This window comes from Xanthomonas sp. 3498 (assembly GCF_014199795.1).
Classification (GTDB): Bacteria; Pseudomonadota; Gammaproteobacteria; order Xanthomonadales; family Xanthomonadaceae; genus Xanthomonas_A; species Xanthomonas_A rydalmerensis.
Window position 1 is genome coordinate 52,418 of the sequence record NZ_JACHOH010000005.1, and the last position, 26,420, is coordinate 78,837.

Consider the following 26,420-nt stretch of genomic DNA (forward strand, 5'->3'; position numbering starts at 1 on the left):
GCGTCATGCCGGCCAGACGCCGCCACCTCCTCGCCCATCGTTCGCTCGCCACCGGTTCACCCCCGGTGGCCCACACTGTCTCCCCACCTTTGGAGCGACTCTGATGCACAAGACCTGGCTGCTCGCCTTGTTGGCGGTTCCCGCACTGGCCCACGCTGCCCCGGACGAGGACACCGCGATGTGCCGCAACGGCGGCTTCCCCATGAGCACGGCCGGTTTTTCGCTCGCCAAGGTCGCGGTGCCGCGCCTGTACCTGCTCAACGACGACGACGGCTGCCCGGCCAAGGGCGAGGCCGCGTGCCGGCAGCGCGCCTATGTGGTCAAGGACGACACCGTGATCCTGGCGCAGCGTCAGGGCGGCTTCGTCTGCGCGTTCTACCCCAATAAGGTCGGCGGCAGCGCCGGCTGGGTGGCGGCGTCGAGCGTGCAGCCACTGCCGGCGACGGCCGCCCCGAAGCCGCAGGCCTGGGTCGGTCAATGGCACGACGGCGACAACGAACTGCAACTGATCGCCAATGGCGACGGCACCATCACCGCCAACGGCGATGCCTACTGGCCCAGCGCCAACCCGAGTCCCGAGGAAAGGCCCGGCGGCCCGAACCTGGGCGCCGTCACCGCGCGCGGCTTTCCCGAAGGCAATCGGCTGGAGCTGAGCGAGGACGACTGCAAGGTCCGCCTGCAACTGCTCGGCGACCTGATGGTCGTCTCGGATAACCTGCAGTGCGGCGGAGCCAATGTGAGCTTCAATGGTGTGTACCGGCGCAAGGCCGCGAAGCACTGAGGCGCAGCCTCTGCGGTTCCCTCGTTCGGTGTGGTCCAGGCGGCGATCCGGTGCCGCCTGGGTTTTCTTTAGAAGATCGCGCCCCGCGGTGTGATTCCAGTTTGCGTCACAAACCCACGCTTTGCGCGACGAGGTCAGCGAACACCCACACATCGCCCTTGTCGTACGTTTCAGGTGCCTCCGTTCCGCCCAGCGTCGGATAGGGCTGCGGGATATAGATCTGTCCAGGCTTCAACGGGCCGAGACGCGCAGCGATTTCCCGTACGTGGTCGCCGCGTAGCACGTACTCCTCAAAGCCCGGATCGCGCAGGATGGCCGCCTCGAACGCCGCGGTAGAGGCATGCGCGCCATACGACTTGCCCGCGGCCTTGAACGGATGCAACACCGCGTAATCCTGGCTGGCCGGATCATGCAAAAAGAAGTGGCCGAGACTCGAGTAGCCGACGACGACAGTGTACGCCGGGAACGCGTCCGCCCAGGGGCCGAGCACCTCGTGCGATTCCGGCGTAATCAGGTAATACAGCGGGACGTTCGTCGCGTCACCACGCTCTGTACTCTCGCTCATTGGACACCTTGCTGCGATGGCGGCTTAGGATACCAAGGCACGCGCGTCCGCCTGCGTTCATCGTGATCACCTAGGCCTTGGCGACAGCTCCGTAGCACTTGGCAGAGCCATCCAGAAAGAACTGCACGTCCCGCGCCTGGCACCAGGCTTCCAGCTCCGCCTTGAACACCGGCCACAGGTCGCGCGCCCATGCAGGTGCGCTCTGCGCCCACGCGTGCTCGGTGGGGACGTAGACCGTGGGCACGCCCATCGGGAAATCCAGAACGAATTCGCTGCCCGGGCCGGTGCAGACGAGTTCCTCCTTCCAGCGGGGTTGGAATTGGAATGTGGTCATGGGGGATGGCGACCTATGAATGCTGTGCTGATGGCGCGGCGAGACGCTAAACGAGTAGCTTGCTTCAGGTGGCCCACCAGAGGTGTGCGGCCTTGAGAAAGCAGAACAATGCGGCAGGCGCGGTGATGTAGATGCCAGCACGCACGCCCGAAAGATGCGACGCGCGATCGACGGTCGGACGCATCACCCTGATCCACGTCCGCTCGTTCGCAGCAAGACGCCAAAACGACAATGCTGATAGAGCAAGAACAACACCGGCAACGGCCAGCGACACCGGCGTAGCGAACTCGCCGCTCCGGCTATCGAGATAGCCGGCAAAGCTCAGCCCCGGGATCCAAACCAGAAGAACGGCCAGGGCGAACCTCGGTCGGAGCAAGCCGAGGTGAAATGTGCTGGGCCACTTCCAATTTGAGGGCATGCGCGTAAGGAGGATTCGTTTCAATGAAACCAGGCCGGCGGGAAGAACGGGGTCAGGTTCACTTCCTACACGCCGACACGGCGATGCCTGACAATTGTCACGGAGCTTGCTCGATGTCGGTGATAGCGATCGGTGACCATGCTTGCCGGCATGGCTCGTCTTCCTCGCCTTGATCTTCCTGGCATACCCCAACACATCGTACAGCGCGGCAATAATCGCCTTCCATGTTTTCTGGATGACAGCGACCGCATGCGCTATCTGCACATGTTGCGTGATGCCCTGCACGCCACCGGCTGCCAGCTACATGCCTACGTCTTGATGGACAACCATGTGCACCTGCTTGCCACACCGCCGGAGGCTGGAAGGGTCGGACAGCTAATGCAGCGACTCGGTCGTCACTATGTCGCCATCTTCAATGGCCGTCACGGCCGTATCGGCACGCTCTGGGAAGGGCACTACACGTCATGCCTTATGGACAGCGCCGACTATGTGTTGCGCTGCTATCGCTACATCGAACTCAACTCGGTACGCGCTCGTCTCATCGAGGATCCGACCGCGTACCGCTTGTCTAGTTGCGCTAGCCAATCTCGATCAGCGGTAACACGCGGCACTAACGCCAATCCGTACTGGTTCGCTCTGGGGAATAATTCATCCGAGCGGTTCAGCGCTTATCGCGCCTCTTTTCATGAAGTCCTGAGCGACGAACTGCTTGCCGACATCCGCATTCACCTCCAGCGACAGCGGGCTCTCAGCCACAATGCGTTTCGCGACATGTTGAGGCCAAGACCTGCCACTTCGCGGGTGTCAGGCCAGCCCATCGGCCACGCAAATCCACCACGATCAACGAATAAGTCAATCCGACCCCGTTATCCCCCGTTATCGCCTTATGTCTCGCTCTTTGGGCGCCCGGCACCAAACAGAAAGGGTCGCACTTCTTCAATGATTGCGAGTTTGATGTCCTCGGCGCTCGCTCCGCGAGGAACCTCGATTGCTACCACGTCCTCGACTAACTCAGCAGTATTGTTTACATACTTCTTGGCGCGCGCGAAGGTTTTCTGCCTATGGGCTGCTGCGCCCTTGGGCAGGACGAACACAACAAGCAGATTGTCAATCCTGCGCCTACTGCCATCGCTAAGGTCCACAAAGATTCCGGTACTAATTTTTGTCAGAAATGCTTTGCCCAAAGGATTGGCTTTTACTTGAGAGGTTGCATCCTCCGATTGGATCACCACCCCAAAGGTTAGATGCGTAGCTTCAACAGGCTGCCTCCCATCTCCGCCACTTACAGTCCGCCAAGCAACTAAAGTCCCATCTGACTCCATTACCTTCATCCAGCGGTACTTTCCTGCGGCATACAGCGGCGTGTAAAGAGAGTTGCTAGTTGCTTTTACACACTTGAAGTTATCTGCGTCGTCAATTGCAACGATGGCGTCGCGCAGCCGTGTAGTGAACCGAGTGCCCATGCTGCTCCTAGAGAGACATAACACCTGAATTAATCCGAACCGCGAAGCGGTCTCGGCTGAACAAATTGTTAGCAGTCAATCTCTGATGAACTCGCGAACAATACGCCTATCGGCTCCAGGGTCAAGTTGCTCTAGGCGCGCAATCAGTGGAGCGATCCCAGCATCAGAGATGGCGGAGACCTGCACATGCAGAACTGGGATGATATTGCCTGGATGATCTGCCCCGACTAACGGAAGCAGTCGCAGGCTTCGCCAAACCTCACGACAATATTCCTCTCCTGGCGCATAAGCAAAAATTGTCCAGTAATGCAAGAGGTGATCCCGGCTTAGCTCTTCTACACTTACAGAATCCATAATAAAATCTCCTTGACGGCTAAAACCAGAATTAAGCCGGCCCGCGACGTGGATTTGGCTTGAATCAATTGTTAGGCCCACCGGTAAGCGGCGCTTTTTCTTAGTCGTCCGACCCGCATTCGCATAAGTAGCAAATCGCGCCTGCATCCTTAACAGTTTCGCCAAGACCCGCCAGCTTCGCTGGTGTAAGGCCAGCCCATCGGCCACACGAGCCCACCATAATCAATGAGTAAGTCAACCTGACCCCGTTATCCCTTGCCGACATCCGTATTCACCTCCAGCAACAGCGGGCTCTCGGCCACGATGCGTTTCGCGGCATGGTCGAGGCCAAGACCCGCCGCTTCGCTTATGCCAGACCAGCCCCATCGGCCACGCAACCCCACCATGATCAACGACTAATTTAACCTGACTTCTTTATCGTGGCGCACACACAAAATTTCACTCTAACTCCTATTTTTTCTCGAAGCGGCGTCTTCTTTAATGAATTCTTAGGTGCCAAAGCCGTAGAACGCTCCGATTGCTGTGGCAAGAATATTGCCTGCGGCTGCTTTTGTTACTTCCCACGCGGTCGTTCCGGCCTTACCTATCATTGACCCCACCCACCCACTCACCCTTGGCCCCCACTGGCGCTCGGCAAGCTCCGCAGAGGAAGCATCACTCTCGATCGCGCTTTGCAAATCTGATAAGTCTGCTTGTTGCACTCCGACGTTATGGAGCCCCCTCAGCAATGACTGGATATCACCTTTATTGACTGAATTCGTGATGTCACGGATTGACCCGCTGCCAACTACGATCGTTGCGTTGTCGCCGAAAACTGCGTTACGAAAAATTTCATTCGCTCCAACGTTTTCTGCCTTATTACGCACATCCTTCTCCGGGGTATCTGCAGGGATCTTGTCGGATATCTTTAGGCAGAACTCCAGCAGGCGCGAGCGAACCTCCGTCAGGATGCCCTGACCGGCCCCGATTCCGAATCTTCCCCATGCTTGTTGAACATAGTAAGTGTCGGAGAGAGGCTTCGACAGAAGCGCCATTACCTCGGATGGGATCGTGACCGCGATATTGTCTTTTTGAGCCCAATCTTCGATTGCGGATACACTATCGGCTATCCGATTCGTGGTCAGCTTTTCGCGAATATCCGGGTCTAGATGATGAGTGGGTAGCGTCTGATTGCTGTAGTGATAGTAGCCGTTGCTAACGTGGCCAACGAGCATTAGGTGAAGAACCCGGTAGGGTGGCACTCCCGCGTCACTCGGATAGCCCCGAAGTTCGTGCTCAACCCAGCGACCAAGTTCTTCGTCTCCAAGACGGTGCGCGAGAATCTGCGCCTTGATCAGCGACGACTTCAGGCTTGCGTTGTCGTCACCGAGTAGTTCGATCAGGTCATCGAGTAACTTCATCTTGGCACCTAACCCCTGAATTACGTCGCGCCGCGAAGCGACGTCGGCTTGGGCGAATTGTTGGCGCGCATCTGCACTGCTCGCGGGATCGTCCATGACCGCAAGACGGTACTGATGACTGGGCTCCACCCGAACGAAGCCACGTGTTTAGCTGGGTCAAAGTAGTATTTAAATAGCGGACCAATACCTATCCCACCACGAAAGGCTAGGATTTATGCCGACGGTACTGATTGTTGGTACTCGGGCTACGGTAGCTACCACCCTTGTGCGAAGACCCATGGCCCGACGCGTAATGCCCACCATGACTGGTTGTATGGTGTGAACCAGACGCACGCACACGTGCGTCCGCAGATGCAGCAGCCAGGCACATGGCCAATCCAGCCAGCGCCGCGATGATCGAGACTTTGGTAAACATCGATTTCCCCCTGAGAATAACGTGGCGTTCTAGCGTTCCCATTGCAGATGCACGCGCTGCGCCGCGTATCCCGCAGGCGCAACCGTCCAATCAGGTCCGATGGAAGTCCGTTCTCCCCCACAGACGATCCTGTTCTAGCACGGCGTCACACTTTTTGGGGAGACAAATGCGGCCGTCAGTCGGGAACATTCCGAGGTGAGGGCGGCCCGCTAGGCAAAGGGTGTGTCTTGATTCAGGCCCCGATTAAGTCAGGGCACATCCAATGCATTGTTTCTCTGGGTCAGTTCCGCCACGTCGCCCTCGGTGACGACACGCACCCGTCCTCCCTTGGCGCTCTTTCCACCCGGCACCACCAACCACACCTGCGCCGTCCTCGGCTCCAAATCCCGCGGCGCTTCCAAGGTAGGAAACGCCGCCCGTGCCAGTTCCCGGCCACGCGCATCCTCCAACACCACGTATCCCGCCGGCGCATCCGCATGGCCAAGGCTGTGCACAATCACCTCAATAGCATCGCCAGCCACCCGCACATCCCCACGCCCAATCCCCAGATCCGGCCGCTGCTCGACCGGAACCGCCGCAGACACAACCAGCTCGAACTCCATCACCACCGTCTTGCCGGCCGGGAACTCCACATCCACCGCCCCGCTCCTCTCGAACGTGAACTCGCGCGTGGCGGCCTTGCCATCGATCTTCCCATCACCATCGCGATCGACACCCGAGCGCATGCGCCATTGCCCAGCGGTGACATTCCATCCGGTCATCTGCGCCTGCTGCGTCTTACCGCTGGTGTTGTAGCCGATAACGGTGAAGCGATCCTGCCGCGGTTTCGGTAGCAGCAAGGCCACCTGCACCGCGCCTTCGGGGTCAGCGAAGCGCCAGCTGACGGTGTGCCCCGGGTAGGTCTGGTTGCGCTTGAGGGCGACGCCACCGAGGCGGGCGCGCTGCAGGTTCACGGTGGGCGATTCGACGCGGTCGCTCCACCAATGGCCTTCGGTGTTCATGTAGAAGGTCTGCAGTTTGTCGCGGGTCTCGGCGCGGTACAGGGTTTCCAGCCAGCGCGGGTCGCCGCTCTGTTCCCAGGCGACGTGGTGGGCGAAGTCCGGGGCGTCGTCGGCCTCGGCGTCGGCCGCCGCCTTGGCCAGGCTGGCGCCCCAACTGTCGCGCTTGCCGAGCACGTCGAGGAAGTTCTCGTTGAGCATTGACAGACCGCCGGGGCCGGCCTTGGCCACGCGGTAGTCGATGGGCTGGAAGTAGCGGGCGTCGCCGGTCCAGCGGTAGGCGGCCCAGAAGGTGTGCAGGGTGTCGGGGCCGCCGCTGCCGTCGAACAGGCTGCCGCCGCGGGTCTTGCCGGTGGCCCAGTTGATCTCGTTGGGCAGCGCCCACTGGCCCTTGGCGTCGGTGTAGGCGTGGGCCAGGTAGCCGTCGGCCAGGCCGGTGACGATGCGGCGGCTGTTGGGGTCGGCGTTGTAGCCGCCCAGCAGCAGCGCCGGGTGCAGGATCGGGAACGAATAGGGTTTTTGCCACTGCCAGTTCGGCTCGCGGTAGACCTTGCGCCCGCCGAACCAGTTGCTGGCGAACAGCAGGTGGCCCTGCGGGTTGACCTGGATGATTGTGTCGAAGGCCTTCACCGTGCGCATCAGCCGCTCCACCGTCAGCGGGTCGCCCCAGTTGAGATAGAGCATGGCGCTGTTGATGTTGATGCCGTCTTCGTAGGAATGCAGTTCGTCGGTCTCGATGGTGGAGAGGCCGTCGGTGAACATGCCGTTGCGGTAGTTGGCGTCGGACAGCGCGGTGAGCGAGGCGTTGAGCTTGTCCGGGTCCACGCCCATCAGGGCGACGCCGGGCCATTGCTGGGTGAGGTCGGAATCGTCGGAGATGCCGCCGCCGAAATCGCCGTAGTCGACCTGGCGCTGGTCGATCCACCAGTGGATGTAGCGGCGCGTGGCCTTCAGGTCTTCCAGCTGCCAGAACGCCCATCCCGGCACGCCCTTGGGCGGCTGCGGCAACTGCACCGGCAGCGGGCCCTGGTTGCCGTAGCTGATGTCGGCCCAGTACTGGCGGCCCAGCGCGTTGTCCGGATCCACCCGCAGCAGGTCGTGGATGTCGGCATCCAGGCGCGCGTACAGGCGCTGGCGCTTGGAGGTGGTGTGTTCCTCGACCAGGAAGCCCCAGTTGTCCTTGACCTGGTTGAAGCGGTCGGCGATGTGCTCGGCCTTGGCCTGCGCGCGCGGCTTGAACAGCAGGCGCAGTTGCGCGCCGTCCAGCGCGCGCGCGTCGAAGCCGGGGGCGGCCGAGGCGATGCTGAGCATCAGGCTGTCGTCGCCGAGGATGCGGTCGCGCAGGTCAAGCCACAGCGTGCGCGCCCGCCCGGGCGCGACCGAGACCGACACGTCGAGCATGTCGCGGCCGGGCCAGATGGGGTCCTTGACGCGGATGTTGAGCGGGATCAGGCCGTTGTGCGTGGCCGGCAGCTGCAGCGCCGGCAAGTCGATGGCGATGCCGTCCAGGCCGTCGTGCATGTTCTCCCAGCCGTACGACCAGCTACGCATCAGCGGCTGCGCGGCCGGGGCGTCGCCGAGGTTGGAGGGGATGAGCATGTGGACGATGGGCAGCGGCGGCACCGCGGTCTTTTCCTCGGCACGCTTGCGCGACGGCGCCTTGCTCGGCAGCGCGACCACGGTGCTGCGCTCGTCCGGCGGGTAGCGCCCGGCGATGTAGGCGCGCAGTGCGGCGAGGTTGGCGTAGTCCGGGGCGATGTCGCTGTGCACGGTGTAGCGCAGCGTGGCGCTGGGGTTGGCCGGCTCGGCGCCGGCGCCGACGTCGTAGGCCCAGATCTCCTGGATCGGGGTTTCCTGAGCGACGTTGGTGAAGCGCAGGTGGCCGCCGCGTCTGCGTTCGAACTGATCGACGCTGCGCACCGTGCCCTGGGCGCGCGAGAACAACGGCGCAGGCGTGGCGCCATCGGCGGCATAGGTGGCCTGGCCGTAGGCGGCGCCGCGCAGTTCGATGCGGTTGAACGGTTCGTCGGGCAGGGCCAGGTCCAGCGCCTTGCCGCCTTCGACGTAGACGTTCCAGTCGGGCAGCTGGAAGTAGTCGTTGCGGCCGGGCAGGCGCGAGCGGTTGTACACGCCGGGCCAGGTGGTCTCGGCGATGCCATCCGTCGCCTTCCACATCCACTCCTTCAGGTCCTTGGCGTCGGCGAACTCGACCTTGCGGATGCGCGTGGATGGCGCGTCCAGCACCGGCGGTGCACGGCCGTGGTCCCAGCCGAAGCGGTGCAGCCAGGCGTTGCGCGCGGCGCTGTCGGGTACGGCCTCGGCGCTGCGCGGTTCCTGCTGCCGGGCCAGGGCGGCGACACCCGCGGCATCGAGCATGCGGTCGTACACGCGGATCTCGTCGAAGTCGCTGCCGCGCAGGAAGTTGTAGCGGCTCTGCACCTGGTGCGGCGCCAGCACGCGCGCGGCCAGGCCGAGCTGGTCGAGCGCGGCGTCGAAGTCGAGCGAGCCGCCATCGGCGCAGGCCTGCGTGCAGTCCACGCGCGCCGCTTCCTTGCCGTCCACGTACAGGCGTACGCCGCGGGTCTCATCCCAGGCGAAAGCCAGGTGAGTCCAGGCACTGGGCGCCGGGTTGCGGTCGAGCTTGAAGGAGACGCGGGTGCGCGCCAGGTTGGCATCGGTGACGAAGGCATCGAAACCGTGGCCGTTCCAGTCGATGCGCAGCCAGGCCATGTCCCAGCTGGTGTGGTCGGCGTAGCCGACGCGGAAGATCACGAACGGCGCTTCGCCCACCGGGTAGCGCGACCGCCAGAAGAACGACAGCGTGCCGCGTTGGGTGTAGATGTTGCCGGGGGCATTCCAGGACAGCACACCGTCGTCGGCCCATTCGATCGCCTGCCCGGACACGCCGGTGGGGACCAGAGCGATCTTGTCGCGGAAGTTGGGGGTTGCATCGCCCTGGGCGACGTCGGCGTCCAGGCCGTGGTCGGCGGAGACGCGGAACAGGAGTTCGGGTGCGGCGGCTGCGGCGATGGTGGGGAGTGCGAGGGTGCAGAGCAGGGCCAAGCAGTGTGCGATGCGGCGTGGAGCCTTCGCGTTGGCGATGCGTGCGTTACAGCTCTGGAGTGCCAAAGTGGATCGGGAAAGCCCGTCGCGGCTGAAGCCGCTCCTACGAAGAGCAGATGCTGGTGTAGGAGCGGCTTCAGCCGCGACGCGCGATGCCGGCACATCCGATGGCGTGCATACGGAGCCGATGGCGGTCAGGCATCGCATCGCATATGCCTCCAGGCGCTGCCATCCCCGGACCCCCATTGCCGCCACACCACGGGCAGCGCACATGGCGCTGCGGCACATTGCCTGTTTCATCTCGCTCCTTTGCGATCGGCGCGCGCCATGACAGCGCGCGGCGACCTCCCTCCCCGGCCCGCGAGTATGCGGGCAGCGGGGCGTTGCCGATGCCGCAGCGCGGCACCGGCGAACGCAGTCTTCAGAACTTGTAGCGCACGCCGATCGCGTACTGGCGGCCGGTCTCGCTGTAGGTCAGCGGCAACTGCGCGCCGCCCGCACTGGTCTGCACCCACTCGTAGTACGGCACGTTGGTCAGGTTCGACCCTTCCAGGCTGATGTCGATCTTCTCGTCGATCTTGTAGGTCAGCTTGGCGTCCACGACGTTGGTGCCGCGCATGCCGTGCACGTCGAAGCCGGTTTCCGTGGCCGGCACCTGGGTCAGGTAGCCGTCGCGGTGGGTCAGCGACACACGCCCGCTGAAGCGCTCGCCTTCGTAGAACAGCGTGGCGTTGTAGGAGTTCTTCGACAGGCCGGTGAGGTCGGTGTTGAACGACAGCGCGCCGGTACCGGTGACGTACTGGATCTTCGACTGCACGTAGGTGTAGTTGAGCTGGGTGCCGAAGTTGGCCCACTTGCCCGGCAGGAAGCTGAAGGGCTGGATGTAGTTGAACTCGGCGCCCTTGAGCTTGCCGCCCGGGGTGTTGAGCGGCACGCTGAAGACGAAGTCGTCGCTGGCCGCCGCGCCGGTGCCGTCGAGCAGACTGACCGGCAGGCCGCTGCTGGAGTACGGGGCGATGGTGCGCGCAGTCTGCACGAAGCTGTCGATGTCCTTGTAGAACAGCGCCAGGCCGAGCATCGCGCCTTCCTGCAGGTACCACTCGAAACCGAGGTCGGCGGTCTTGGCGCGGATCGGATCCAGGTTCGGGTTGCCGCCGCTGACCGTGCGCGCGCCGCCGGCGACGGCGACCGTCACGCCCGGGGTCAGGCTGCCCAGGCCCGGCCGCGTCATCACCTTGGCGGCGCCGAAGCGGATCAGGAAATCCGGGGTGATCTCGGCGACCAGGTTCAGCGACGGCAGGGTGTCGTTGTAGGTGCGCTCGACCGTGGTGTTGATCAGGTTGGAGCCGACCAGGGCGTAGCCGGTGGAGGACTGGGTGGTCTTCACGTAGCGCACGCCGACGTTGCCGGAGAACGGAATCGCGCCGATGTCGAAGGCGAAGTCGCCCATCAACCACGCGCCGCGGTCCTTCTCTTCCACGCTGCGGGTGTTGACCGCGCGCTCGGTCAGCGTCCAGGTGCCGGTGCCGCTGTAGATGCCCAGCGCGTCGGCGATGCCGTTTAGGTCGGGTACCGCCCAGTTCGACGGCGTGCCCTCGATGCCCTTGAGCCCGGCCAGCGCGACCAGGTCGGTCGGCACGATGCGGTTGCCGGTAGCGAAGGTCGGCACGCTGGTCTCGGAGGCGCGGCGGAACTCCTTGGTGTCGAAGCCGTAGTTCTTGGCCAGCACGCCGCCCTTGAGGGTGAAGTTGGGGCCCAGGTTCCACTCGAAGTTCAGCGAGCCGGTGTCGAAGCTGTTGTTGGCCGACTGCGGACGCATGCGCACTTCGGCCAGGGTCCAACCATTGGCGGCGGTCGGGTCGATGCCGTAGTTGAACACCGGCGAGGTGTAGCTGTTGCGGTAGTCGTAGCTGTACCCGGCGACGTTGTTCTTGTCCATGATCACCGTGGTCTGGATCGGGTTCCGGTGCTTGGAACTGGAGGTGCCGATCTCGCCGGTGATCTTGAAGGTGTCGCTGAAGCGGTGCTCGCCGTTCAAGGTGAGCTGCTTGAAGACCGTGTTCCACTCGTCGTGGCGGTTCTCCGAGCGGATGTCGGTGTTGTCGAAGCGGCCGTACAGCAGCGCACCGGAGGCCGGGTCGACGTAGCCGTCGCGCACGATCATGTCCGGCTTGCCGTTCTGCGAGCGGCCGCGGCTGAAGCTGATCGCCTCGATGTAGTGCTCGTCGCGCTTGGCGTCGATCTTTGAGTACAGGCCGTCCAGCGAGAACTCGGTGCTGTCGTTGGGCTTCCACTGCAGCGAGCCGGTGACGCCCAGGCGGTTCTGCTCGTGCTCCATCTGCGTGTAGCGCGGGATACGCGGGCTGAACACGTTGGCGCTGTTGGCGGCGGCGAACGGCGAGGTGGGGCTGTAGCCGTTGTTGCTGGGGCCGTTGGCCCAGCGCGTGGTGCCGCTGCCTTCCTCGAGCACCTGGCGCTCGGAGTAGGCCACCGACATCAGCGCGCCGAAGGTGCCGTCGGCCCAGGTGTTGGCGACCAGCGCGGCGATGCGCGGATCGGCCTTCTGCGACATGCCGTTGTAGGTGGCCTGGCCGTTGGCGGCGAAGGTGAAGCCGTCGTAGTCGAACGGCCGCGCGGTGCGCAGGTCGACCGTGGCGCCCAGCGAGCCCTCCTCGACGTCGGCCGAGGCGGTCTTGCGCACCACCATCTGGGTGAACAGGTCCGAGGCGAACACGTTGAAGTCGAAGCCGCGGCCGCGGTTGGTGCCACCGCTCTGGTCGCTGGCGCCCACCGTGGTCAGCGCTTCCATGCCGTTGATGCGCACGCGGGTGAAGTCCGGGCCGAGGCCGCGCACGGAGATGTTGCGGCCTTCGCCGGCGTCGCGGGTGATGACCACGCCGGGGATGCGCTGCAGCGATTCGGCCAGGTTGGTGTCGGGGAACTTGCCCACGTCCTCGGCGACGATCGCGTCGACCATGCCTTTCTCGGCGCGCTTGATGTCCAGCGCCTTCTCGACACTGGCGCGGTAGCCGGTGACGACGACGGTGTCGAGCTCGGTAGTGGCATCGGCCGAGGCCGTGGCCGGCGGCGCGGACGCCGGCGCCTCCTGCGCCTGCAGGGCACCGGCCTGCAGGGCACCGGCCTGCAGGGCCAGGCCGATCGACAGCGCGAGCAAGGTAACCGGTGTCTTCCGGCGTTCGGTACGTGATTGCATGTCCTCCCCTCCCAAGGGTTACATGACGGCGTGGAACTGCGGGCGTTGTCGCGAATGACACCGCTGGTCAAAATCAACGTTAACAGTTGCGAAACATTGCGGCATCTTGCAGCGCAACAGAGTGCTAGGCGGGAAGAGGGTCTTTGCAGTCAATGAGATAGCGCAAGAGCGCGACGCCGGCCAGTGCCGAAGCGCCTGCTGGCGCACAGAAATGACACCGCTGGTCACTTGTTCTGGCCGACGTCCGCGTTTCGCGGCATGCTTGGCGTCCTTTCGGCCGCCGGACCCGCCCGCCATGACCGCTTCCCGCATCGTCTGCTTCGGCGAACTGTTGCTGCGCCTGGGCGCGCCCGGCCACGAACGCCTGCTGCAGACCCCGCGCCTGGAGGTACAGGTGGGCGGCGCCGAGGCCAACGTGGGCGTGGCGCTGGCGCATTTCGGCCACGCCGTCTCGGTGGTCAGCGTGCTGCCGGACAACCCGCTGGGCCAGGCCGCCGCCGGCGAACTGCGCCGGCATGGCGTGGACACCGCCGGGGTGCGCTTCGTGCCAGGGCGCATGGGCCTGTACTTCCTCAGCACCGGCGCCGGGCATCGGCCCAGCGAAGTCACCTACGACCGCGCCGGCTCGGCCTTCGCGCTGGATGCCGGCGACCAGCACGACTGGCCGGCGCTGCTGCACGGCGCGCAGTGGCTGCACCTGTCCGGGGTGACCCCGGCACTGGGAGAACGCGGCGCGGCGGCGGCGCTGGCGGCGGCGCTGGCGGCACGCGCGGCCGGAGCGCGGGTGTCGTTCGACGGCAACTACCGCCCCAAGCTATGGGAGGCCTGGAACGGCGATGCGCCGGGCATCCTGCGGCAGCTGCTGGCGCAGGCGGACGTGCTGTTCGCCGACTACCGCGACCTGGAAGTGGTGCTGGGCCACCGCTACCCGCAGGACAGCGTGCAGGCGCGGGTGGAGGCCGGCGCGCGCGATGCCTTCGCCGCGTTCCCGCAGCTGCAGGCGATGGCCTGCACCCAGCGCGTGGCGCACAGCGTGGACCGGCACAGCCTGGGCGCGATGCTGCTGCGCCGCGACGGCAGCGTGGCGCAGGCACCGGCCGAGGAACTGAGCGGCATCGTCGACCGCATCGGCGGCGGCGACGCCTTCGCCGCCGGCGTGCTGCACGGCTTGAGCCAGGGCTGGGACGACACCGCCACGATCCGCTTCGGCCTGGCCGCCGGCTGCCTCAAGCACACGCTACCGGGCGACGTGCTTGCGCTGAGCGAGGCCGAGGTGCAGGCCTGCGTGGGGGCGACGCGGTTCGATGTGAGGCGTTGAAAGGCCGGGATTGGGGATTGGGGATTGGGGATTGGTTTTGCGGCGCTGGCGGTGTGGGTTTTACTTGCGGATTGGCGCTGCGCTGCGGCGGGTTTTTTAGTCCTGATGCTTGATGCTGTGCGGGCAGTTCCGGCACCGCGGCTTCGCTTGTCGCGGCTGAAGCCGCTCCTACGGGGGGAAGCTGCCGCGGGGATGGATGGGTCTTTGTGGGAGGGACTTCAGTCCCGACGCGGTTCGGTCAACTCACGCATTGCCGCTTCGCTTGTCGCGGCTGAAGCCGCTCCTACGGGTGCAGCGGGCGCTCTTCTTGTAGGAGCGGCTTTAGCCGCGACCGGCAATCGCACGTTGGCGATGCGCGGTGCGAGCGCAATGGCGCACATGTCGCTGCTTCGGTGTTGCGGGCAGCGCCGCTAATCCACTGCACGGCCTTGGCCTGCCGCAACTGCATCGCCCTCGCCTGCTTCGCTACGCAGGTACCGCTCATCTCGGCCTCGCCATCGCCGCGGTGGCCACCGGAAAAAGAAAACGGCCGACATCGCTGCCGGCCGCATGTTCTGTCCGGGCTTCGGGATCAAGACGACTCCCGAATCCCCACTCCCGAATCCCCGCGCCTCAGAGCTCCACGCAATCGAACTTCACGTCGGGGTCGACCTCGGCATCGTAATCCACGTCCTTGCGCTCGAAGCCGAACAGCTTGAGGAACTCGTGTTTGTAGCCGGCGTAGTCGGTGAGTTGGAACAGGTTCTCGGTGGTCACCTGCGGCCACAGCGCCTTGCAGGCGTCCTGCACGTCGTCGCGCAGTTCCCAGTCGTCCAGGCGCAGCCGGTTCTCGTCGTCGGTGGCCGCCGGCTGGCCATCCTCGCGATACAGGCGCTCGCGGAACAGGCGGTCGGCCTGTTCGATGGTGCCTTCGTGCAGGCCCTTTTCCTTCATGATCTTGTAGACCATGGAGATGTACAGCGGCATCACCGGGATCGCCGCGCTGGCCTGGGTCACCACCGATTTCAGCACCGCCACGTTGGCCGTGCCGCCCTGCGGTTGCAGGCGCGCGTGCAGGCGCTGCGCGGTCTGGTCGAGGTCGACCTTGGCCTTGCCCAGCGCGCCGTGCCAGTAGATCGGCCAGGTGATCTCGGTGCCGATGTAGCTGAAGGCGACGGTGCGCGCGCCCGGGGCGAGCACGCCGGCGGCGTCCAGTGCGTCGATCCACAGTTCCCAGTCCTGGCCGCCCATCACGGTGATGGTGTCTTCGATCTCCTGCTCGGTGGCCGGCTCGATCGAGGCCTCGATGATGGCGTCCTTGTTGGTGTCGATGGCGGTGGCGGTATAGGTCTGGCCGATCGGCTTGAGTGCCGAGCGCTTCACTTCGCCGGTGCTCGGCAGCTTGCGCACCGGCGAGGCCAGCGAATACACCACCAGGTCGACCTGGCCGCCCATGTCCTGCTTGATCAGCTCGATCACCTTCTCGCGCGCCTGGTCGGAGAACGCGTCGCCGTTGATCGACTTGCTGTACAGGCCATCGGCCTTGGCCTGCTTGTCGAACGCGGCGGCGTTGTACCAACCGGCGGTGCCGGCCTTCTTCTCGCTGCCGGGCTTCTCGAAGAACACGCCGAGGGTGGCGGCGCCGAAACCGAACGCGGCGGTGATGCGCGAGGCCAGGCCGTAGCCGCTGGACGCGCCGATCACCAGCACGTTCTTTGGCCCATCGTGGCGCACGCCGCGCGCGCGCGTGGCGGCGATCTGCTCGAGCACGTTGCGCTCGCAACCGAGCGGATGCGTGGTGGTGCAGATGAAACCGCGGACTTTCGGATGGATGATCAACGTGAATTCCTCATCGGCACAATGCCCGCGGCATCTTAATGTCTGCGGCCGGCGCGCAGAAGTCCCGGCGGCAGCACACGGCGGGGTATGGAGTTCGGTGTGGGTGGAGGCGCGCGCGTTCGGGGGTGTCGCGTCGCGACTGAAGTCGCTCCCACATGGGGCGGCGTCGCGGTGGCGGATGTTGTGCTGACTGGAGGGAAAAGCGCTGAGCGGCGAGCCGCGCACCGCGGCGTCGGTTGTCGCGGCTGAAGCCGCTCCTACGGGATGGGACGGTACCGCCATTGGGACGGTGCCGCCATGTCGGATGGAGACACTGTGGGAGGGACTTCAGTCCCGACGCAGTGCCGCTGGCCGGTGCAGCGCTGCCACTTTTGCGCGCATCAGATGATGCGCAAGGTGATCGCCTTGAGCACGGCGCGGGTGCGGTCGCGGGTGCCGAGCTTGTCGAGGATGGTGGAGACGTAGTTCTTCACCGTGCCCTCGGCCAGGAACAGGCTACGCGCGATCTCCTTGTTGGAGTAGCCGCCGGCGAGCAGGCGCAGGATCGCCACTTCGCGTTCGTTGAAGGTGTCGCGCGGGGCGTCCTCGTCGCGGTAGCGGTAGCGCGCGCGCACCGGGTCGGTGCTGACCGGCTGCAGCAAGGTCTCCCCGGCGGCCACGCGCGCGATCGCCTCGCGCAGGTCCTCCGGTGCGGCGTCCTTGAGCAGGAAGCCCTGCGCGCCGGCGTCGGTGGCGCGCAGCAACAGGTCGGATTCGTCGAAGGTGGTCAGCAGCAGCACCGGCGTGCGGTCGCCGCGCGCGCGCAGTTGCTGCAGCGCCTGGATGCCGTCCATGCCCGGCATGCGGATGTCGCTGAGCACCACGTCCACCGGCGTGGCCGCGACCGCGTCGAGCAGGGCCTGGCCGTCGTCGGCCTCGCAGGCGACGACGATGCCCTGGGTCTGCAGCAGCGCGCGCAGGCCTGCGCGCACCAGCACCTGGTCGTCGGCCAGGGCGATCCGCAGCGCGCTCACAGCGGCAGCCTCGCGCTCAACTGCATGCCGCCCAGCGGCGTGCGGCCCAGCTCCAGGCGTCCTTGCAGGGCGGCCAGGCGCTCGCGCATGCCGGCGATGCCGTTGCCTTCGCGGATGCGCTCGGCGCGGTGGCCGTCGTCCTCGATGTCCAGGCACAGCTGCTGCCGGTCCTGGCCCAGCCGCACCCGCACATGCGCGGCGTCGGCATGCCGCGCGGCGTTGGTGAGTGCTTCCTGCACCAGCCGCAACAGGGTCTCGGCCAGGTGCGGATCGGTGATGCGCAGCGCCGGGTCGATCTGCAGCTGCAACTGCGGTCGTGGGAACGGCGCGGCCAGGGCGCACAGCGCCGTCTCCAGATCCACGCCGCGGTCGTCGCGCAGCGACTGCACCACCGCACGGATATCGGTCAGCAGTTCACCGGACAGCTGCTCCACGGTCGCCACCTCCGTGCGCTGCGCCAGCGCCGGATCGGCCAGCAGCAGGCGCAACTGGATACGCATGGCGGTGAGCTTGTGCCCGGCCACGTCGTGCAGTTCGCGCGCCAGGCGCAGGCGCTCGGCATCGCGGGTGCTGTCGGCCAGCAGCGCGCGGGTGGCCAGCAGGTCGGCGTTGACCCGCGCCAGCGCCTCGCGCGCCAGCTCGGCGGTGCGCGCGTAATGCGCGCTCAGGCCGGCGAAGGCGTGGAAGCCGGCGTAGATCAGCGTGGTCGGCAGCGGATGCCGGATCCCGGCGGCGGACAACGCCAGGAACGTGCCGAGGTTGGCCAGCAACGCCAGCGCCAGCACCTGCCGCGGCGGCCACTGCAGCGCCACCTGCGCGACCACCACCACCAGCAGCACCGGCGCGGTGCCCACGTGCGGTTCCAGCCAGACCAGGGCCATCGCGGCCGCGGCCTCCAGCCATAGTGCGGCGTCGCGCCAACGCCCGGGCAGGTAGTGGGCGCCGATCAGCGGCAGCAGGAACAGCGCCGCCGCGATCCAGCGCCAAGCCGCCAGGGCATGCGGCGCGAACTGGAACGACCACAACACGGTGGCCACGGTCAGCAGCCCGGCCAGGCGCTTGGGTTCGATCAGGTCACGCAGGAATCGATTCATGCGACGGATGCTGACCGGGGGTCGACGCCGCAGCAATGGGGCGCACGCAGAAAGTGACTTCCGGCAGGCGGCCGGCATGACCAGCGGCCACTGTCGCGCCACCACGATGGCGGCACACTGCGTCCATGCCCGCTGCATGCCGGACGATCGGCACACAGGACGGACCCGATTCATCCACCCTGCCACGCACTGCGTGGCGCACGCTGCCATGAGGAACACCGCCATGCTCCTGACCCTGCGCCATCCGGATCTGCTGTTCCTGCTGCTTAGCCTGAGCTGGGGTGCCTACGAAATGGTGCTCGGGCGCCGCCGCCGCGCTGCCGACGGCGGCGCCCGCGACCAGGGCACGCTGCGCCTGCTGTGGCGCGTGCTGTACGCCGCGGTGGCGCTGGGCGTGTTGCTGTCGCTGCTCGGCGTGTGGCGCTACGCGCCGCACTTGCGCGAACCGCTGCGCTGGACCGCCTGCGCGCTGCTGGCCGGCGGACTGGCGCTGCGGCTGTGGTCGATCCGCGTCCTGGCGCGCTGGTTCACCGTGGACGTGACCATCCAGGAGGGCCACCGCCTGGTCCGCCACGGACCGTACCGGTATCTGCGGCATCCCTCGTACACCGGCGTGCTGCTGGCGTTCTACGGGCTGGCGCTGGGCATGGGCAACGTGCTGTCGCTGCTGGCGATCGTGCTGCCGGTGACCTGGGCGTTCCTGCGCCGCATCCAGGTCGAGGAAGCGATGCTGACCCAGGCCTTCCCCGAGGAGTACCCGGACTACGCCGCGCACAGCTGGCGGCTGCTGCCGTGGGTGTGGTGAGGCCGCGGCGATCGCCCTGCGGGTCCTGATCCTGGCCGCCCTGCACCACCTGGCGATGCCGCTGCTGATCACGCACCGATGGCGGGACGCATGCTGGCCATGGCGGTGGACCATTGCCGCATCAGCTGATTGGTATTACCAATATTCGCGAGCATCTCGTTGAAGTGATTGACGCCGCCTGAGATCCGGCGCCTAATGGCCCTGCCATCGCTTTCCCACCGCGCAATTGGTATGACCAAAAGTTTCATGGCTACTAGCCCGCCGGTTGCCGCCGAGCCCCCTGCCCGGCTCAGCGACCGGGTCGCCGCGCAGTTGCGCACGCTGATCGCGCAACGCGGCCTGGCGGCCGACGCGCGCCTGCCCGCCGAGCGCACCCTGGCGGCGGAACTGGGCGTCTCGCGCCCGGTGCTGCGCGAAGCCATCGCCCAGCTCGCCAGCCAGGGGCTGCTGCGGGCCCGGGTGGGCGGCGGCACCTACGTGCAACGGCCACCGACCCCGGAGGACCAGGTGGTGGCGCCGCTGCAGCCGTTCCTGCCGCTGCTGCACGCCGACCCCGAGTACCGCTTCGACGTGCTGGAGGCCCGCCACGCCCTGGAAGGCGCCACCGCCTGGCACGCCGCGCTGCGTGCCACCGACGACGACCGCGCGCGCATCGACGCCGCGTTCGAGGCGCTGCAGCAGACCCATGCGCAGGCCGACGCGGCGGCGCAGGCGCACGCCGACGCCGCCTTCCACCTGGCCATCGCCGAGGCCACCCACAACCGCGTGCTGCTGCAGGTGATGCGCGGGCTGTTCGACCTGCTGCAGGCCAACATCTCGCAGAGCCGGCAGCAGCTGTTCGCCTCGCCGCGCATCTTCGCCGCGCTGCACGCGCAGCACCGCGCGCTGCGCGACGCGATCCTGGCCGGCGACCCCGAACGCGCCCGCGCCGCCGCGCACGCCCACCTGGAATTCGTGCACAGCGCGCTGCGCACCCTCGACGAGGACGATGCGCGCCGCGCCCGTGCCTCGCGCCTGCCTTCCTCTCCCTGACCGCCCTGCCGCCATGATCATTTCCGCCTCCACCGACTACCGTGCCGCCGCCCAGCGCCGGCTGCCGCCGTTCCTGTTCCACTACATCGACGGCGGCGCCTATGCCGAGCACACCCTGCGCCGCAACGTGTCCGACCTGAGCGACATCGCCCTGCGCCAGCGGGTGCTGCGCGACATGTCGGCGCTGGACCTGCACACCGAACTGTTCGGCGAACGCCTGGCCTTGCCGGTGGCGTTGGGGCCGGTGGGCCTGACCGGCATGTACGCGCGCCGCGGCGAGGTGCAGGCGGCCAAGGCCGCAGCGGCCAAGGGGGTGCCGTTCACCCTGTCCACGGTCTCGGTGTGCCCGATCGAGGAAGTGGCGCCGGCGATCGATCGGCCGATGTGGTTCCAGCTGTACGTGCTCAAGGACCGTGGCTTCATGCGCAACGCGCTGGAACGGGCCAAGGCGGCGGGCGTGACCACCCTGGTGTTCACCGTGGACATGCCGGTGCCGGGCGCGCGCTACCGCGACGCGCATTCGGGCATGAGCGGCCCCAACGCGCCGCTGCGGCGCATGCTGCAGGCGGTGACGCATCCGCGCTGGGCCTGGGACGTGGGTCTGCACGGGCGTCCGCACGACCTGGGCAACATCTCCACCTACCGCGGCCACCCCACCGGACTGGCCGACTACATCGGCTGGCTCGGCGCCAACTTCGATCCATCGATCGCGTGGAAGGACCTGGAGTGGATCCGCGAATTCTGGACCGGGCCGATGGTGATCAAGGGCATCCTCGACCCGGCCGACGCGCGCGACGCGGTGCGTTTCGGCGCCGACGGCATCGTCGTCTCCAACCATGGCGGGCGCCAGCTCGACGGCGTGCTGTCCAGCGCGCGGGCGCTGCCGGCGATCGCCGATGCGGTGAAGGGCGAGCTGAAGATCCTGGCCGACTCCGGCGTGCGCAGCGGCCTGGACGTGGTGCGCATGCTGGCGCTGGGCGCCGACACGGTGCTGCTCGGCCGCGCCTTCGTCTACGCGCTGGCCGCCGCCGGCCAGGCCGGGGTGGAGCATCTGCTGACCCTGATCGAGAAGGAGATGCAGGTGGCGATGACCCTGACCGGCGCCAAGTCGATCGCCGCCATCTCGCGCGATTCGCTGGCGCAGGTGACGCGCGAGGGGATGGTCGCGGCGTAGCGCCGCTGCGGCCCGAGCGCCGCCGCAACCTGCCTGACTCTGCCCTACCCGGCCTTGCGCCGCGCCGGCGCCTTGCGCGCAGCCGGCTTGGCCTTGGCCGCCGCCGGTTTGGCGCGTGTCGCCTTCTTCGCCTTGCCGGCCGCCGTCTTGGTGGCCTTTTTCGCGGTCTTGCGCACCGGCACGCGCTCGTCCTGCTTGGCCGGCGTGCGCTTCTTGGCATCCAGGCTCTTCTGCAGCAGCGACATGAAATCGACCACGTTGGTGGTGGCATCCTCGCGCTGCGGCGACTCGGCGTCCTCGTCGACCTGGGTGGTGCCCTCCTGCGCCTTGATCCGCTTCTGGATCACCGCGTGCAGCCGCTCGCGGAATTCGTCGTGGTAGGAATCGGGATCCCAGCGCCCGGACATCGAGTCGATCAACTGCGCCGCCATCTCGGTTTCCTTGGCGCTGATCCGGTAGTCGGCGGCCTTGCCGCTGGGCAGCGTGTAATCGTCCAGGTCGACAAGTTCCTGCGGATAGCGCAGCAGGATCAGCACCAGCGCGTCCTGCAGCGGCATCACCGCCGACAGATACTCACGGGTGCGGATCACCACCCGCGCGATGCCGACCTTGCCGGTATTGCGCAGGGTCTCGCGCAGCAGCACGTAGCCCTTCTCGGCCTTCTTGCCCGGCACCAGCACGTAGGGTTTCTCGAAGTAGCGCAGGTCGATCTCGGTGGCGTCGACGAAGGCCTCCACCTCCACCGTCTCGTGGCTTTCCGGCGCGGCCGAGGCGATGTCCTGCTGCTCGACCACCACGTAGTTGCCCTTGCTGTATTCGTAGGCCTTGACGATGTCCTTCCACGGCACTTCCTCGCCGGTGTCGGCGTTGACCCGCTCGAAGCGGATCGGGCGTTTGTCGCGCGAGTCGAGCATGCGGAAGTGCAGATCGATCCGGCGTTCGCCCGACATCAGCGACACCGGCACGTTGAGCAGGCCGAAGGACAGCGTGCCGGTCCAGATCGGGCGCGGCATCAGTGCGCCTCCCCGCCGGCGGCCTGCGCCGGCAAATGGTCCAGCGCCTGCCAGGCGTCCTCGATCACCTGCCGCGCCTGGTTCCAGTCCAGCCGCGAGTCGCCACGCATCAGGTCCCAGTGCGCGGCGAGTTCGTCCTCGGTCTCGGCCCCCGGCCCGCGCGGCCAGCCGCGGGCATGGGTCTGCAGGGCGAAGGCGTAGGCCGGGCACAGGTCGCGCCATGGGGTGCGGTGGCGGGCGCGGCGCTGGCGGTAGTCGGCCAGGCTGTAGCGGCGATAGTCCGGCGCGTCGTGCGGACGCGGCGCGGCGCCACGGCGGCGGTATGCCGGTGCGCTCGGCAAGGGATCCAGATGGGCGTTGAACAGCAGCGGGTCGGGGCGGTCGCTGGGGCGCATGGCAGGCTCCGGGCGGCAACGTCGGCGGGGGGATGCGCAGCAGTAGCGCTGTGGCCGTTAGCGACCCGTGACCGACGCGTGGAGGATGCGCGATTCGCAATGGCTTCACCGCGGCGGCGGTGAACTGGACTTCCGCCGCCATTCCCTGGAGGAACCGGACATGTCCACACCTACCGATCCGCTGCGCCGCGCGGCTCCCGTTCCCGGCGAACAGCGCGGCAAACGCGATACACAACTCAACGAAGACCGCGGCGCTGGCGACAGGCCCGAGACCATCGTCGAACACGAACCGCGCACCGGCGAACACCGCCCTGCCCCGCAGGACACGCCAGCGCACTCCACGCCGGACACGGTGCACGGACGGCATGCCGACGCGAACCAGGACGAAGCGCTGGAAGAAACCTTCCCGGCCAGCGACCCGGTGTCGCCGTTCGTGCCCGCGAAGCCGCCGAAGGCGTCTTAGGGCGTCGAAGACGTCGTTATCGCTGTATTGCCGCGGTCGCTGTAGTGCTGCGCATGCCTCATCGTTGTAGGAGCGGCTTCAGCCGCGACCGAGGCGTTCCCGAGAACGCCCGTCGCGGCTGAAGCCGCTCCTACAGAGGCATCCGGGTGCGCGCTTTCGCCTACACCTTGCCCGCCGCCTCCAGCGCGGCGTACTCGCTGTCGCTGAACAGCCGCGAGCGCACCAGGAACCGCACGCCCTCGCCGTTCTCCAGCGAGAACATGCCGCCGCGGCCGGGCACCACATCGATGATCAGCTGGGTGTGCTTCCAGTAGGCGAACTGCGACGGGCTGATGTAGAACGGCGCCTCGCCGATCTCGCCCAGCAGCACGTCGCGGTCGCCGACGATGAAGTCGTCCTGCGGATAACACATCGGCGAGGAGCCGTCGCAGCAGCCGCCGGACTGGTGGAACAGCAGCGCGCCGTGCCGCGCCCGCAGCGTCGCGATCAACTGCAGGGCCGGCAGCGTCGCCAGCACCTGCGGCGGCGGCGCGGCCTCGGGCGCGGACATGTCCATCAGGCGGCCATGTCCAGCACGATGCGGCCTTCGATCTTGCCGGCGTGCATGCGCGCGAACACGTCGTTGATGTTGTCCAGGGTGTCGGTGGCCACCGTCGCGGCGACCTTGCCCTGCTCGGCGAATTCCAGCGATTCCTGCAGGTCCAGGCGGGTGCCGACGATCGAACCGCGCACGGTCACGCCGTTGAGCACCATGCCGAAGATGTCCAGCGGGAACTGGCCCGGCGGCAGGCCGTTGAGCGAGACCGTACCGCCGCGGCGGACCATGCCGATGGCCTGCTCGAACGCCTTCGGCGAGACCGCGGTGACCAGCGCACCGTGTGCGCCGCCGATTTCCTTTTTGAGGTACGCCACCGGATCGGTGGTCCGCGCGTTCACCGTCACCGTTGCGCCCAGGCGCGTGGCCAGCGCCAGCTTGGCGTCGTCCACGTCCACCGCGGCCACGTTCAGGCCCATTGCCTTGGCGTACTGCACCGCCATGTGGCCGAGCCCGCCGATGCCGGAGATCACCACCCAGTTGCCGGGCCTGGTGTCGGTGACCTTCAGGCCCTTGTACACGGTGACGCCGGCGCACAGGATCGGCGCGATCTCGACGAAGCCGATGTTCTTCGGGAGATGGCCGACGTAATTGGCATTGGCCAAGGCGTATTCGGCGAACCCACCGTTGACCGAGTAGCCGCTGTTCTGCTGCGCCTCGCACAGGGTTTCCCAGCCGCCCAGGCAATGCTCGCAATGGCCGCAGGCCGAGTACAGCCACGGAATGCCGACGCGGTCGCCTTCCTTGACGTGGTCCACGCCGGCGCCGACCGCCACCACATGGCCCACGCCCTCGTGGCCGGGGATGAACGGCGGATTCGGCTTCACCGGCCAATCGCCTTCGGCGGCGTGCAGGTCGGTGTGGCACACACCGCAGGCCTCGATCTTGACTAGAATGTCGCCGGCCTGCGGCCGCGGCACCGCCACTTCCTCGATCGCCAGCGGCTTGCCGAACTCCCGCACCACGGCGGCTTTCATCGTCTTGTCCATTGCAATGCTCCTGAGAAAAACGGTACTTCACCATCGCGCGTCCAGCGACGGATTGCCTTGATCCAGATCAGTTGCCGGGCCGGACGACGCCACGCCTGCCGCGTGGCGCCGGCCGGCCCCGTGCCTCAGAAAAAGCCCAGCGCCTTCGGCGAGTAGCTGACCAGCAGGTTCTTGGTCTGCTGATAGTGGTCGAGCATCATCTTGTGGTTCTCGCGGCCGATGCCTGACTGCTTGTAGCCGCCGAACGCGGCGTGCGCCGGATAGGCGTGGTAGCAGTTGGTCCACACGCGCCCGGCCTGGATCGCGCGGCCCATGCGGTACAGCCGCGCCGCATCGCGGCTCCACACGCCGGCGCCGAGTCCGTACAGGGTGTCGTTGGCGATCGCCAGCGCCTCGGCCTCGTCCTTGAAGGTGGTCACCGACACCACCGGGCCGAAGATCTCCTCCTGGAAGATGCGCATCTTGTTGTGGCCCTTGAACACCGTCGGCTTGACGTAGAAGCCGCCGGCCAGGTCGCCGTCCAGCGCGTTGCGCTCGCCGCCGATCAGCACTTCGGCGCCCTCCTGCTTGCCGATGTCGATGTAGGACAGGATCTTCTCCAACTGCTCGCCGGAGGCCTGCGCGCCGACCATGGTGTTGGGATCGAGCGGGTTGCCCTGCTTGATCGCCGCCACTCGCTTGAGCGCCTTCTCCATGAACTTCTCGTAGATCGATTCCTGGATCAGCGCGCGCGACGGGCAGGTGCACACCTCGCCCTGGTTGAAGGCGAACAGCACGAAGCCCTCCACCGCCTTGTCGAGGAAATCGTCGTCCTCGGCCATCACGTCGGCGAAGAAGATGTTGGGCGACTTGCCGCCCAGCTCCAGCGTCACCGGGATCAGGTTCTGGCTGGCGTACTGCATGATCAGCCGGCCGGTGGTGGTCTCGCCGGTGAAGGCGATCTTGGCGATGCGCGGGTTGCTGGCCAGCGGCTTGCCCGCTTCCAGGCCGAAGCCGTTGACCACGTTGAGCACGCCCGGCGGCAACAGGTCGCCGATGACCTCCATCAGCACCAGGATCGAGGCCGGGGTCTGCTCGGCCGGCTTCATCACCACGCAGTTGCCCGCGGCCAGCGCCGGCGCCAGCTTCCAGCACGCCATCAGCAGCGGGAAGTTCCACGGGATGATCTGCCCGACCACGCCGAGCGGTTCGTGGAAGTGGTAGGCGATGGTGTCGTGGTCGATCTCGGAGATGCCGCCTTCCTGCGCGCGCACCGCGCCGGCGAAGTAGCGGAAGTGGTCCACGCACAGCGGCACGTCGGCGTTGAGCGTCTCGCGCACCGGCTTGCCGTTGTCCCAGGTCTCGGCGTAGGCCAGCAGCTCCAGGTTCTGCTCGATGCGGTCGGCGATCTTCAGCAGCACGTTGCTGCGCTCGGTGCTGGAGGCCTTGCCCCAGGCATCCTTGGCCGCGTGCGCGGCGTCGAGCGCGGCCTCGATATCCTCGGCGTTGGAGCGCGCCACCGAAGTGAACACCTTGCCGCTGATCGGCGTGCTGTTGTCGAAGTACTGCCCGCTCTTCGGCTCCACCCACTTGCCGCCGATGAAGTTGCCGTAGCGCGACTTGAAGATGGACTGCGGATCGGTGGCATGCGGCTTGGCGGTGCTGACGGCATTCATCGTGGTGTCTCCTTCGGCGGTCGAGAAGGACAGGGCAGGCCCGTCCGGGTA

23 protein-coding genes and 1 pseudogene are annotated in these 26,420 nt (G+C 66.6%); 7 read left to right on the forward strand and 17 right to left on the reverse strand.

Going from position 1 to position 26,420, the window contains the following annotated elements:
* Nucleotides 1–103 precede the first annotated feature (103 nt).
* Entirely contained in the window at nt 104–781 is a 678-nt protein-coding gene (locus GGR66_RS14915) for a hypothetical protein (RefSeq protein WP_160967250.1), read from the forward strand.
* A gap of 106 nt (nt 782–887) precedes the next feature.
* On the opposite strand, the gene GGR66_RS14920 is transcribed toward GGR66_RS14915, so the two are convergent.
* The 3 genes from GGR66_RS14920 to GGR66_RS21215 form a co-directional block, all read right to left on the reverse strand.
* Nucleotides 888–1,346: a T6SS immunity protein Tdi1 domain-containing protein gene (locus GGR66_RS14920; protein WP_255421718.1), complete on the reverse strand. Its 459-nt coding sequence runs from the start codon at nt 1,344–1,346 to the stop codon at nt 888–890.
* A gap of 70 nt (nt 1,347–1,416) precedes the next feature.
* Nucleotides 1,417–1,680: a hypothetical protein gene (locus GGR66_RS14925; protein WP_184448799.1), complete on the reverse strand. Its 264-nt coding sequence runs from the start codon at nt 1,678–1,680 to the stop codon at nt 1,417–1,419.
* 64 nt (nt 1,681–1,744) lie between these two features.
* Nucleotides 1,745–2,383, reverse strand: coding sequence for a hypothetical protein (locus tag GGR66_RS21215; protein ID WP_255421719.1), 639 nt, complete (start codon nt 2,381–2,383; stop codon nt 1,745–1,747).
* On the opposite strand from GGR66_RS21215, the pseudogene GGR66_RS21220 reads away from it, so the two are divergent.
* Nucleotides 2,348–2,554 (forward strand): annotated as a pseudogene (locus tag GGR66_RS21220) (transposase); the annotation flags it as partial. The gene GGR66_RS21215 and the pseudogene GGR66_RS21220 sit on opposite strands and share 36 nt — an antisense overlap.
* 428 nt (nt 2,555–2,982) lie before the next feature.
* Here the strand turns inward: GGR66_RS21220 and GGR66_RS14940 are convergent.
* The 5 genes from GGR66_RS14940 to GGR66_RS14965 all read right to left on the reverse strand — a co-directional run bounded on the left by GGR66_RS14940 (nt 2,983) and on the right by GGR66_RS14965 (nt 13,005).
* Nucleotides 2,983–3,561 (reverse strand): hypothetical protein, encoded by a 579-nt coding sequence (locus GGR66_RS14940; protein ID WP_184448801.1) that lies wholly within the window; start codon nt 3,559–3,561, stop codon nt 2,983–2,985.
* A gap of 75 nt (nt 3,562–3,636) precedes the next feature.
* Nucleotides 3,637–4,122 (reverse strand): hypothetical protein, encoded by a 486-nt coding sequence (locus GGR66_RS14945; RefSeq protein WP_184448802.1) that lies wholly within the window; start codon nt 4,120–4,122, stop codon nt 3,637–3,639.
* 281 nt (nt 4,123–4,403) lie between these two features.
* The gene (locus GGR66_RS14950; RefSeq protein ID WP_184448803.1) at nt 4,404–5,411 is read right to left on the reverse strand and encodes a hypothetical protein; all 1,008 of its coding nucleotides are present in this window, start codon (nt 5,409–5,411) and stop codon (nt 4,404–4,406) included.
* A 567-nt stretch (nt 5,412–5,978) separates the two neighbouring features.
* Entirely contained in the window at nt 5,979–9,791 is a 3,813-nt protein-coding gene (locus tag GGR66_RS14960) for a LamG-like jellyroll fold domain-containing protein (RefSeq protein WP_184448805.1), read from the reverse strand.
* Nucleotides 9,792–10,212: 421 nt separating this feature from the next.
* The gene (locus GGR66_RS14965; protein ID WP_184448806.1) at nt 10,213–13,005 is read right to left on the reverse strand and encodes a TonB-dependent receptor; all 2,793 of its coding nucleotides are present in this window, start codon (nt 13,003–13,005) and stop codon (nt 10,213–10,215) included.
* Between the two features lie 295 nt (nt 13,006–13,300).
* Here GGR66_RS14965 and GGR66_RS14970 point away from each other — a divergent pair, with 295 nt between their 5' ends.
* Nucleotides 13,301–14,323 (forward strand): sugar kinase, encoded by a 1,023-nt coding sequence (locus GGR66_RS14970; protein WP_184448807.1) that lies wholly within the window; start codon nt 13,301–13,303, stop codon nt 14,321–14,323.
* Nucleotides 14,324–14,935: 612 nt separating this feature from the next.
* Here the strand turns inward: GGR66_RS14970 and fabV are convergent.
* The 3 genes from fabV to GGR66_RS14985 form a co-directional block, all read right to left on the reverse strand.
* Nucleotides 14,936–16,141 carry an enoyl-ACP reductase FabV gene (fabV, locus tag GGR66_RS14975; protein WP_160967222.1) on the reverse strand — a complete coding sequence of 402 codons (1,206 nt, stop codon included), beginning with the start codon at nt 16,139–16,141 and terminating at the stop codon, nt 14,936–14,938.
* Between the two features lie 380 nt (nt 16,142–16,521).
* Nucleotides 16,522–17,154 (reverse strand): response regulator transcription factor, encoded by a 633-nt coding sequence (locus GGR66_RS14980; protein WP_160967220.1) that lies wholly within the window; start codon nt 17,152–17,154, stop codon nt 16,522–16,524.
* Entirely contained in the window at nt 17,151–18,248 is a 1,098-nt protein-coding gene (locus GGR66_RS14985) for a histidine kinase (protein WP_184448808.1), read from the reverse strand. Before GGR66_RS14985 ends, GGR66_RS14980 begins: the two co-directional genes overlap by 4 nt.
* 223 nt (nt 18,249–18,471) lie before the next feature.
* Between GGR66_RS14985 and GGR66_RS14990 the strand changes: the two genes are divergently transcribed.
* Nucleotides 18,472–19,053, forward strand: coding sequence for a PEMT/PEM2 methyltransferase family protein (locus GGR66_RS14990; protein WP_184448809.1), 582 nt, complete (start codon nt 18,472–18,474; stop codon nt 19,051–19,053).
* A 68-nt stretch (nt 19,054–19,121) separates the two neighbouring features.
* Here the strand turns inward: GGR66_RS14990 and GGR66_RS14995 are convergent, their stop codons facing one another.
* Nucleotides 19,122–19,301 carry a hypothetical protein gene (locus GGR66_RS14995; RefSeq protein WP_184448810.1) on the reverse strand — a complete coding sequence of 60 codons (180 nt, stop codon included), beginning with the start codon at nt 19,299–19,301 and terminating at the stop codon, nt 19,122–19,124.
* Here GGR66_RS14995 and lldR point away from each other — a divergent pair.
* A complete protein-coding gene (gene lldR, locus GGR66_RS15000) occupies nt 19,300–20,085 on the forward strand; it encodes a transcriptional regulator LldR (protein WP_184448811.1) in 786 nt (261 codons plus the stop codon). The genes GGR66_RS14995 and lldR overlap by 2 nt on opposite strands.
* Nucleotides 20,086–20,098: 13 nt before the next feature.
* Nucleotides 20,099–21,259, forward strand: a complete 1,161-nt coding sequence (gene lldD / locus GGR66_RS15005) for an FMN-dependent L-lactate dehydrogenase LldD (protein ID WP_184448812.1) — start codon at nt 20,099–20,101, stop codon at nt 21,257–21,259.
* A gap of 44 nt (nt 21,260–21,303) precedes the next feature.
* Here the strand turns inward: lldD and GGR66_RS15010 are convergent, their stop codons facing one another.
* Nucleotides 21,304–22,272, reverse strand: coding sequence for a Ku protein (locus tag GGR66_RS15010; protein ID WP_184448813.1), 969 nt, complete (start codon nt 22,270–22,272; stop codon nt 21,304–21,306).
* Nucleotides 22,272–22,667 (reverse strand): hypothetical protein, encoded by a 396-nt coding sequence (locus GGR66_RS15015; protein ID WP_184448814.1) that lies wholly within the window; start codon nt 22,665–22,667, stop codon nt 22,272–22,274. The genes GGR66_RS15010 and GGR66_RS15015 overlap by 1 nt, the downstream gene beginning before the upstream one ends.
* Nucleotides 22,668–22,827: 160 nt before the next feature.
* Between GGR66_RS15015 and GGR66_RS15020 the strand changes: the two genes are divergently transcribed.
* Nucleotides 22,828–23,130 (forward strand): hypothetical protein, encoded by a 303-nt coding sequence (locus GGR66_RS15020; RefSeq protein WP_184448815.1) that lies wholly within the window; start codon nt 22,828–22,830, stop codon nt 23,128–23,130.
* A gap of 160 nt (nt 23,131–23,290) precedes the next feature.
* Here the strand turns inward: GGR66_RS15020 and GGR66_RS15025 are convergent, their stop codons facing one another.
* From GGR66_RS15025 to adh, 3 genes are all read right to left on the reverse strand, one after another.
* Nucleotides 23,291–23,686, reverse strand: a complete 396-nt coding sequence (locus tag GGR66_RS15025; RefSeq protein ID WP_184448816.1) for a DUF779 domain-containing protein — start codon at nt 23,684–23,686, stop codon at nt 23,291–23,293.
* Complete coding sequence (gene adhP, locus GGR66_RS15030) at nt 23,686–24,714, reverse strand: alcohol dehydrogenase AdhP (protein ID WP_184448817.1); 1,029 nt, start codon at nt 24,712–24,714, stop codon at nt 23,686–23,688. Before adhP ends, GGR66_RS15025 begins: the two co-directional genes overlap by 1 nt.
* A 125-nt stretch (nt 24,715–24,839) precedes the next feature.
* Nucleotides 24,840–26,369: an aldehyde dehydrogenase gene (adh, locus tag GGR66_RS15035; RefSeq protein WP_184448818.1), complete on the reverse strand. Its 1,530-nt coding sequence runs from the start codon at nt 26,367–26,369 to the stop codon at nt 24,840–24,842.
* Nucleotides 26,370–26,420 lie beyond the last annotated feature (51 nt).

Bases quoted from the DNA above. Each gene is read 5' to 3' on its own strand.
- GGR66_RS14915 (WP_160967250.1), top strand. From the start codon at position 104: ATGCACAAGACCTGGCTGCTCGCCTTGTTGGCGGTTCCCGCACTGGCC.
- GGR66_RS14920 (WP_255421718.1), bottom strand. From the start codon at position 1,346: ATGAGCGAGAGTACAGAGCGTGGTGACGCGACGAACGTCCCGCTGTAT.
- GGR66_RS14925 (WP_184448799.1), bottom strand. From the start codon at position 1,680: ATGACCACATTCCAATTCCAACCCCGCTGGAAGGAGGAACTCGTCTGC.
- GGR66_RS14940 (WP_184448801.1), bottom strand. From the start codon at position 3,561: ATGGGCACTCGGTTCACTACACGGCTGCGCGACGCCATCGTTGCAATT.
- GGR66_RS14950 (WP_184448803.1), bottom strand. From the start codon at position 5,411: ATGGACGATCCCGCGAGCAGTGCAGATGCGCGCCAACAATTCGCCCAA.
- GGR66_RS14965 (WP_184448806.1), bottom strand. From the start codon at position 13,005: ATGCAATCACGTACCGAACGCCGGAAGACACCGGTTACCTTGCTCGCG.
- GGR66_RS14970 (WP_184448807.1), top strand. From the start codon at position 13,301: ATGACCGCTTCCCGCATCGTCTGCTTCGGCGAACTGTTGCTGCGCCTG.
- GGR66_RS14985 (WP_184448808.1), bottom strand. From the start codon at position 18,248: ATGAATCGATTCCTGCGTGACCTGATCGAACCCAAGCGCCTGGCCGGG.
- GGR66_RS14990 (WP_184448809.1), top strand. From the start codon at position 18,472: ATGCTCCTGACCCTGCGCCATCCGGATCTGCTGTTCCTGCTGCTTAGC.
- lldR (WP_184448811.1), top strand. From the start codon at position 19,300: ATGGCTACTAGCCCGCCGGTTGCCGCCGAGCCCCCTGCCCGGCTCAGC.
- GGR66_RS14995 (WP_184448810.1), bottom strand. From the start codon at position 19,301: ATGAAACTTTTGGTCATACCAATTGCGCGGTGGGAAAGCGATGGCAGG.
- lldD (WP_184448812.1), top strand. From the start codon at position 20,099: ATGATCATTTCCGCCTCCACCGACTACCGTGCCGCCGCCCAGCGCCGG.
- GGR66_RS15010 (WP_184448813.1), bottom strand. From the start codon at position 22,272: ATGCCGCGCCCGATCTGGACCGGCACGCTGTCCTTCGGCCTGCTCAAC.
- GGR66_RS15015 (WP_184448814.1), bottom strand. From the start codon at position 22,667: ATGCGCCCCAGCGACCGCCCCGACCCGCTGCTGTTCAACGCCCATCTG.
- GGR66_RS15020 (WP_184448815.1), top strand. From the start codon at position 22,828: ATGTCCACACCTACCGATCCGCTGCGCCGCGCGGCTCCCGTTCCCGGC.
- GGR66_RS15025 (WP_184448816.1), bottom strand. From the start codon at position 23,686: ATGGACATGTCCGCGCCCGAGGCCGCGCCGCCGCCGCAGGTGCTGGCG.
- adhP (WP_184448817.1), bottom strand. From the start codon at position 24,714: ATGGACAAGACGATGAAAGCCGCCGTGGTGCGGGAGTTCGGCAAGCCG.
- adh (WP_184448818.1), bottom strand. From the start codon at position 26,369: ATGAATGCCGTCAGCACCGCCAAGCCGCATGCCACCGATCCGCAGTCC.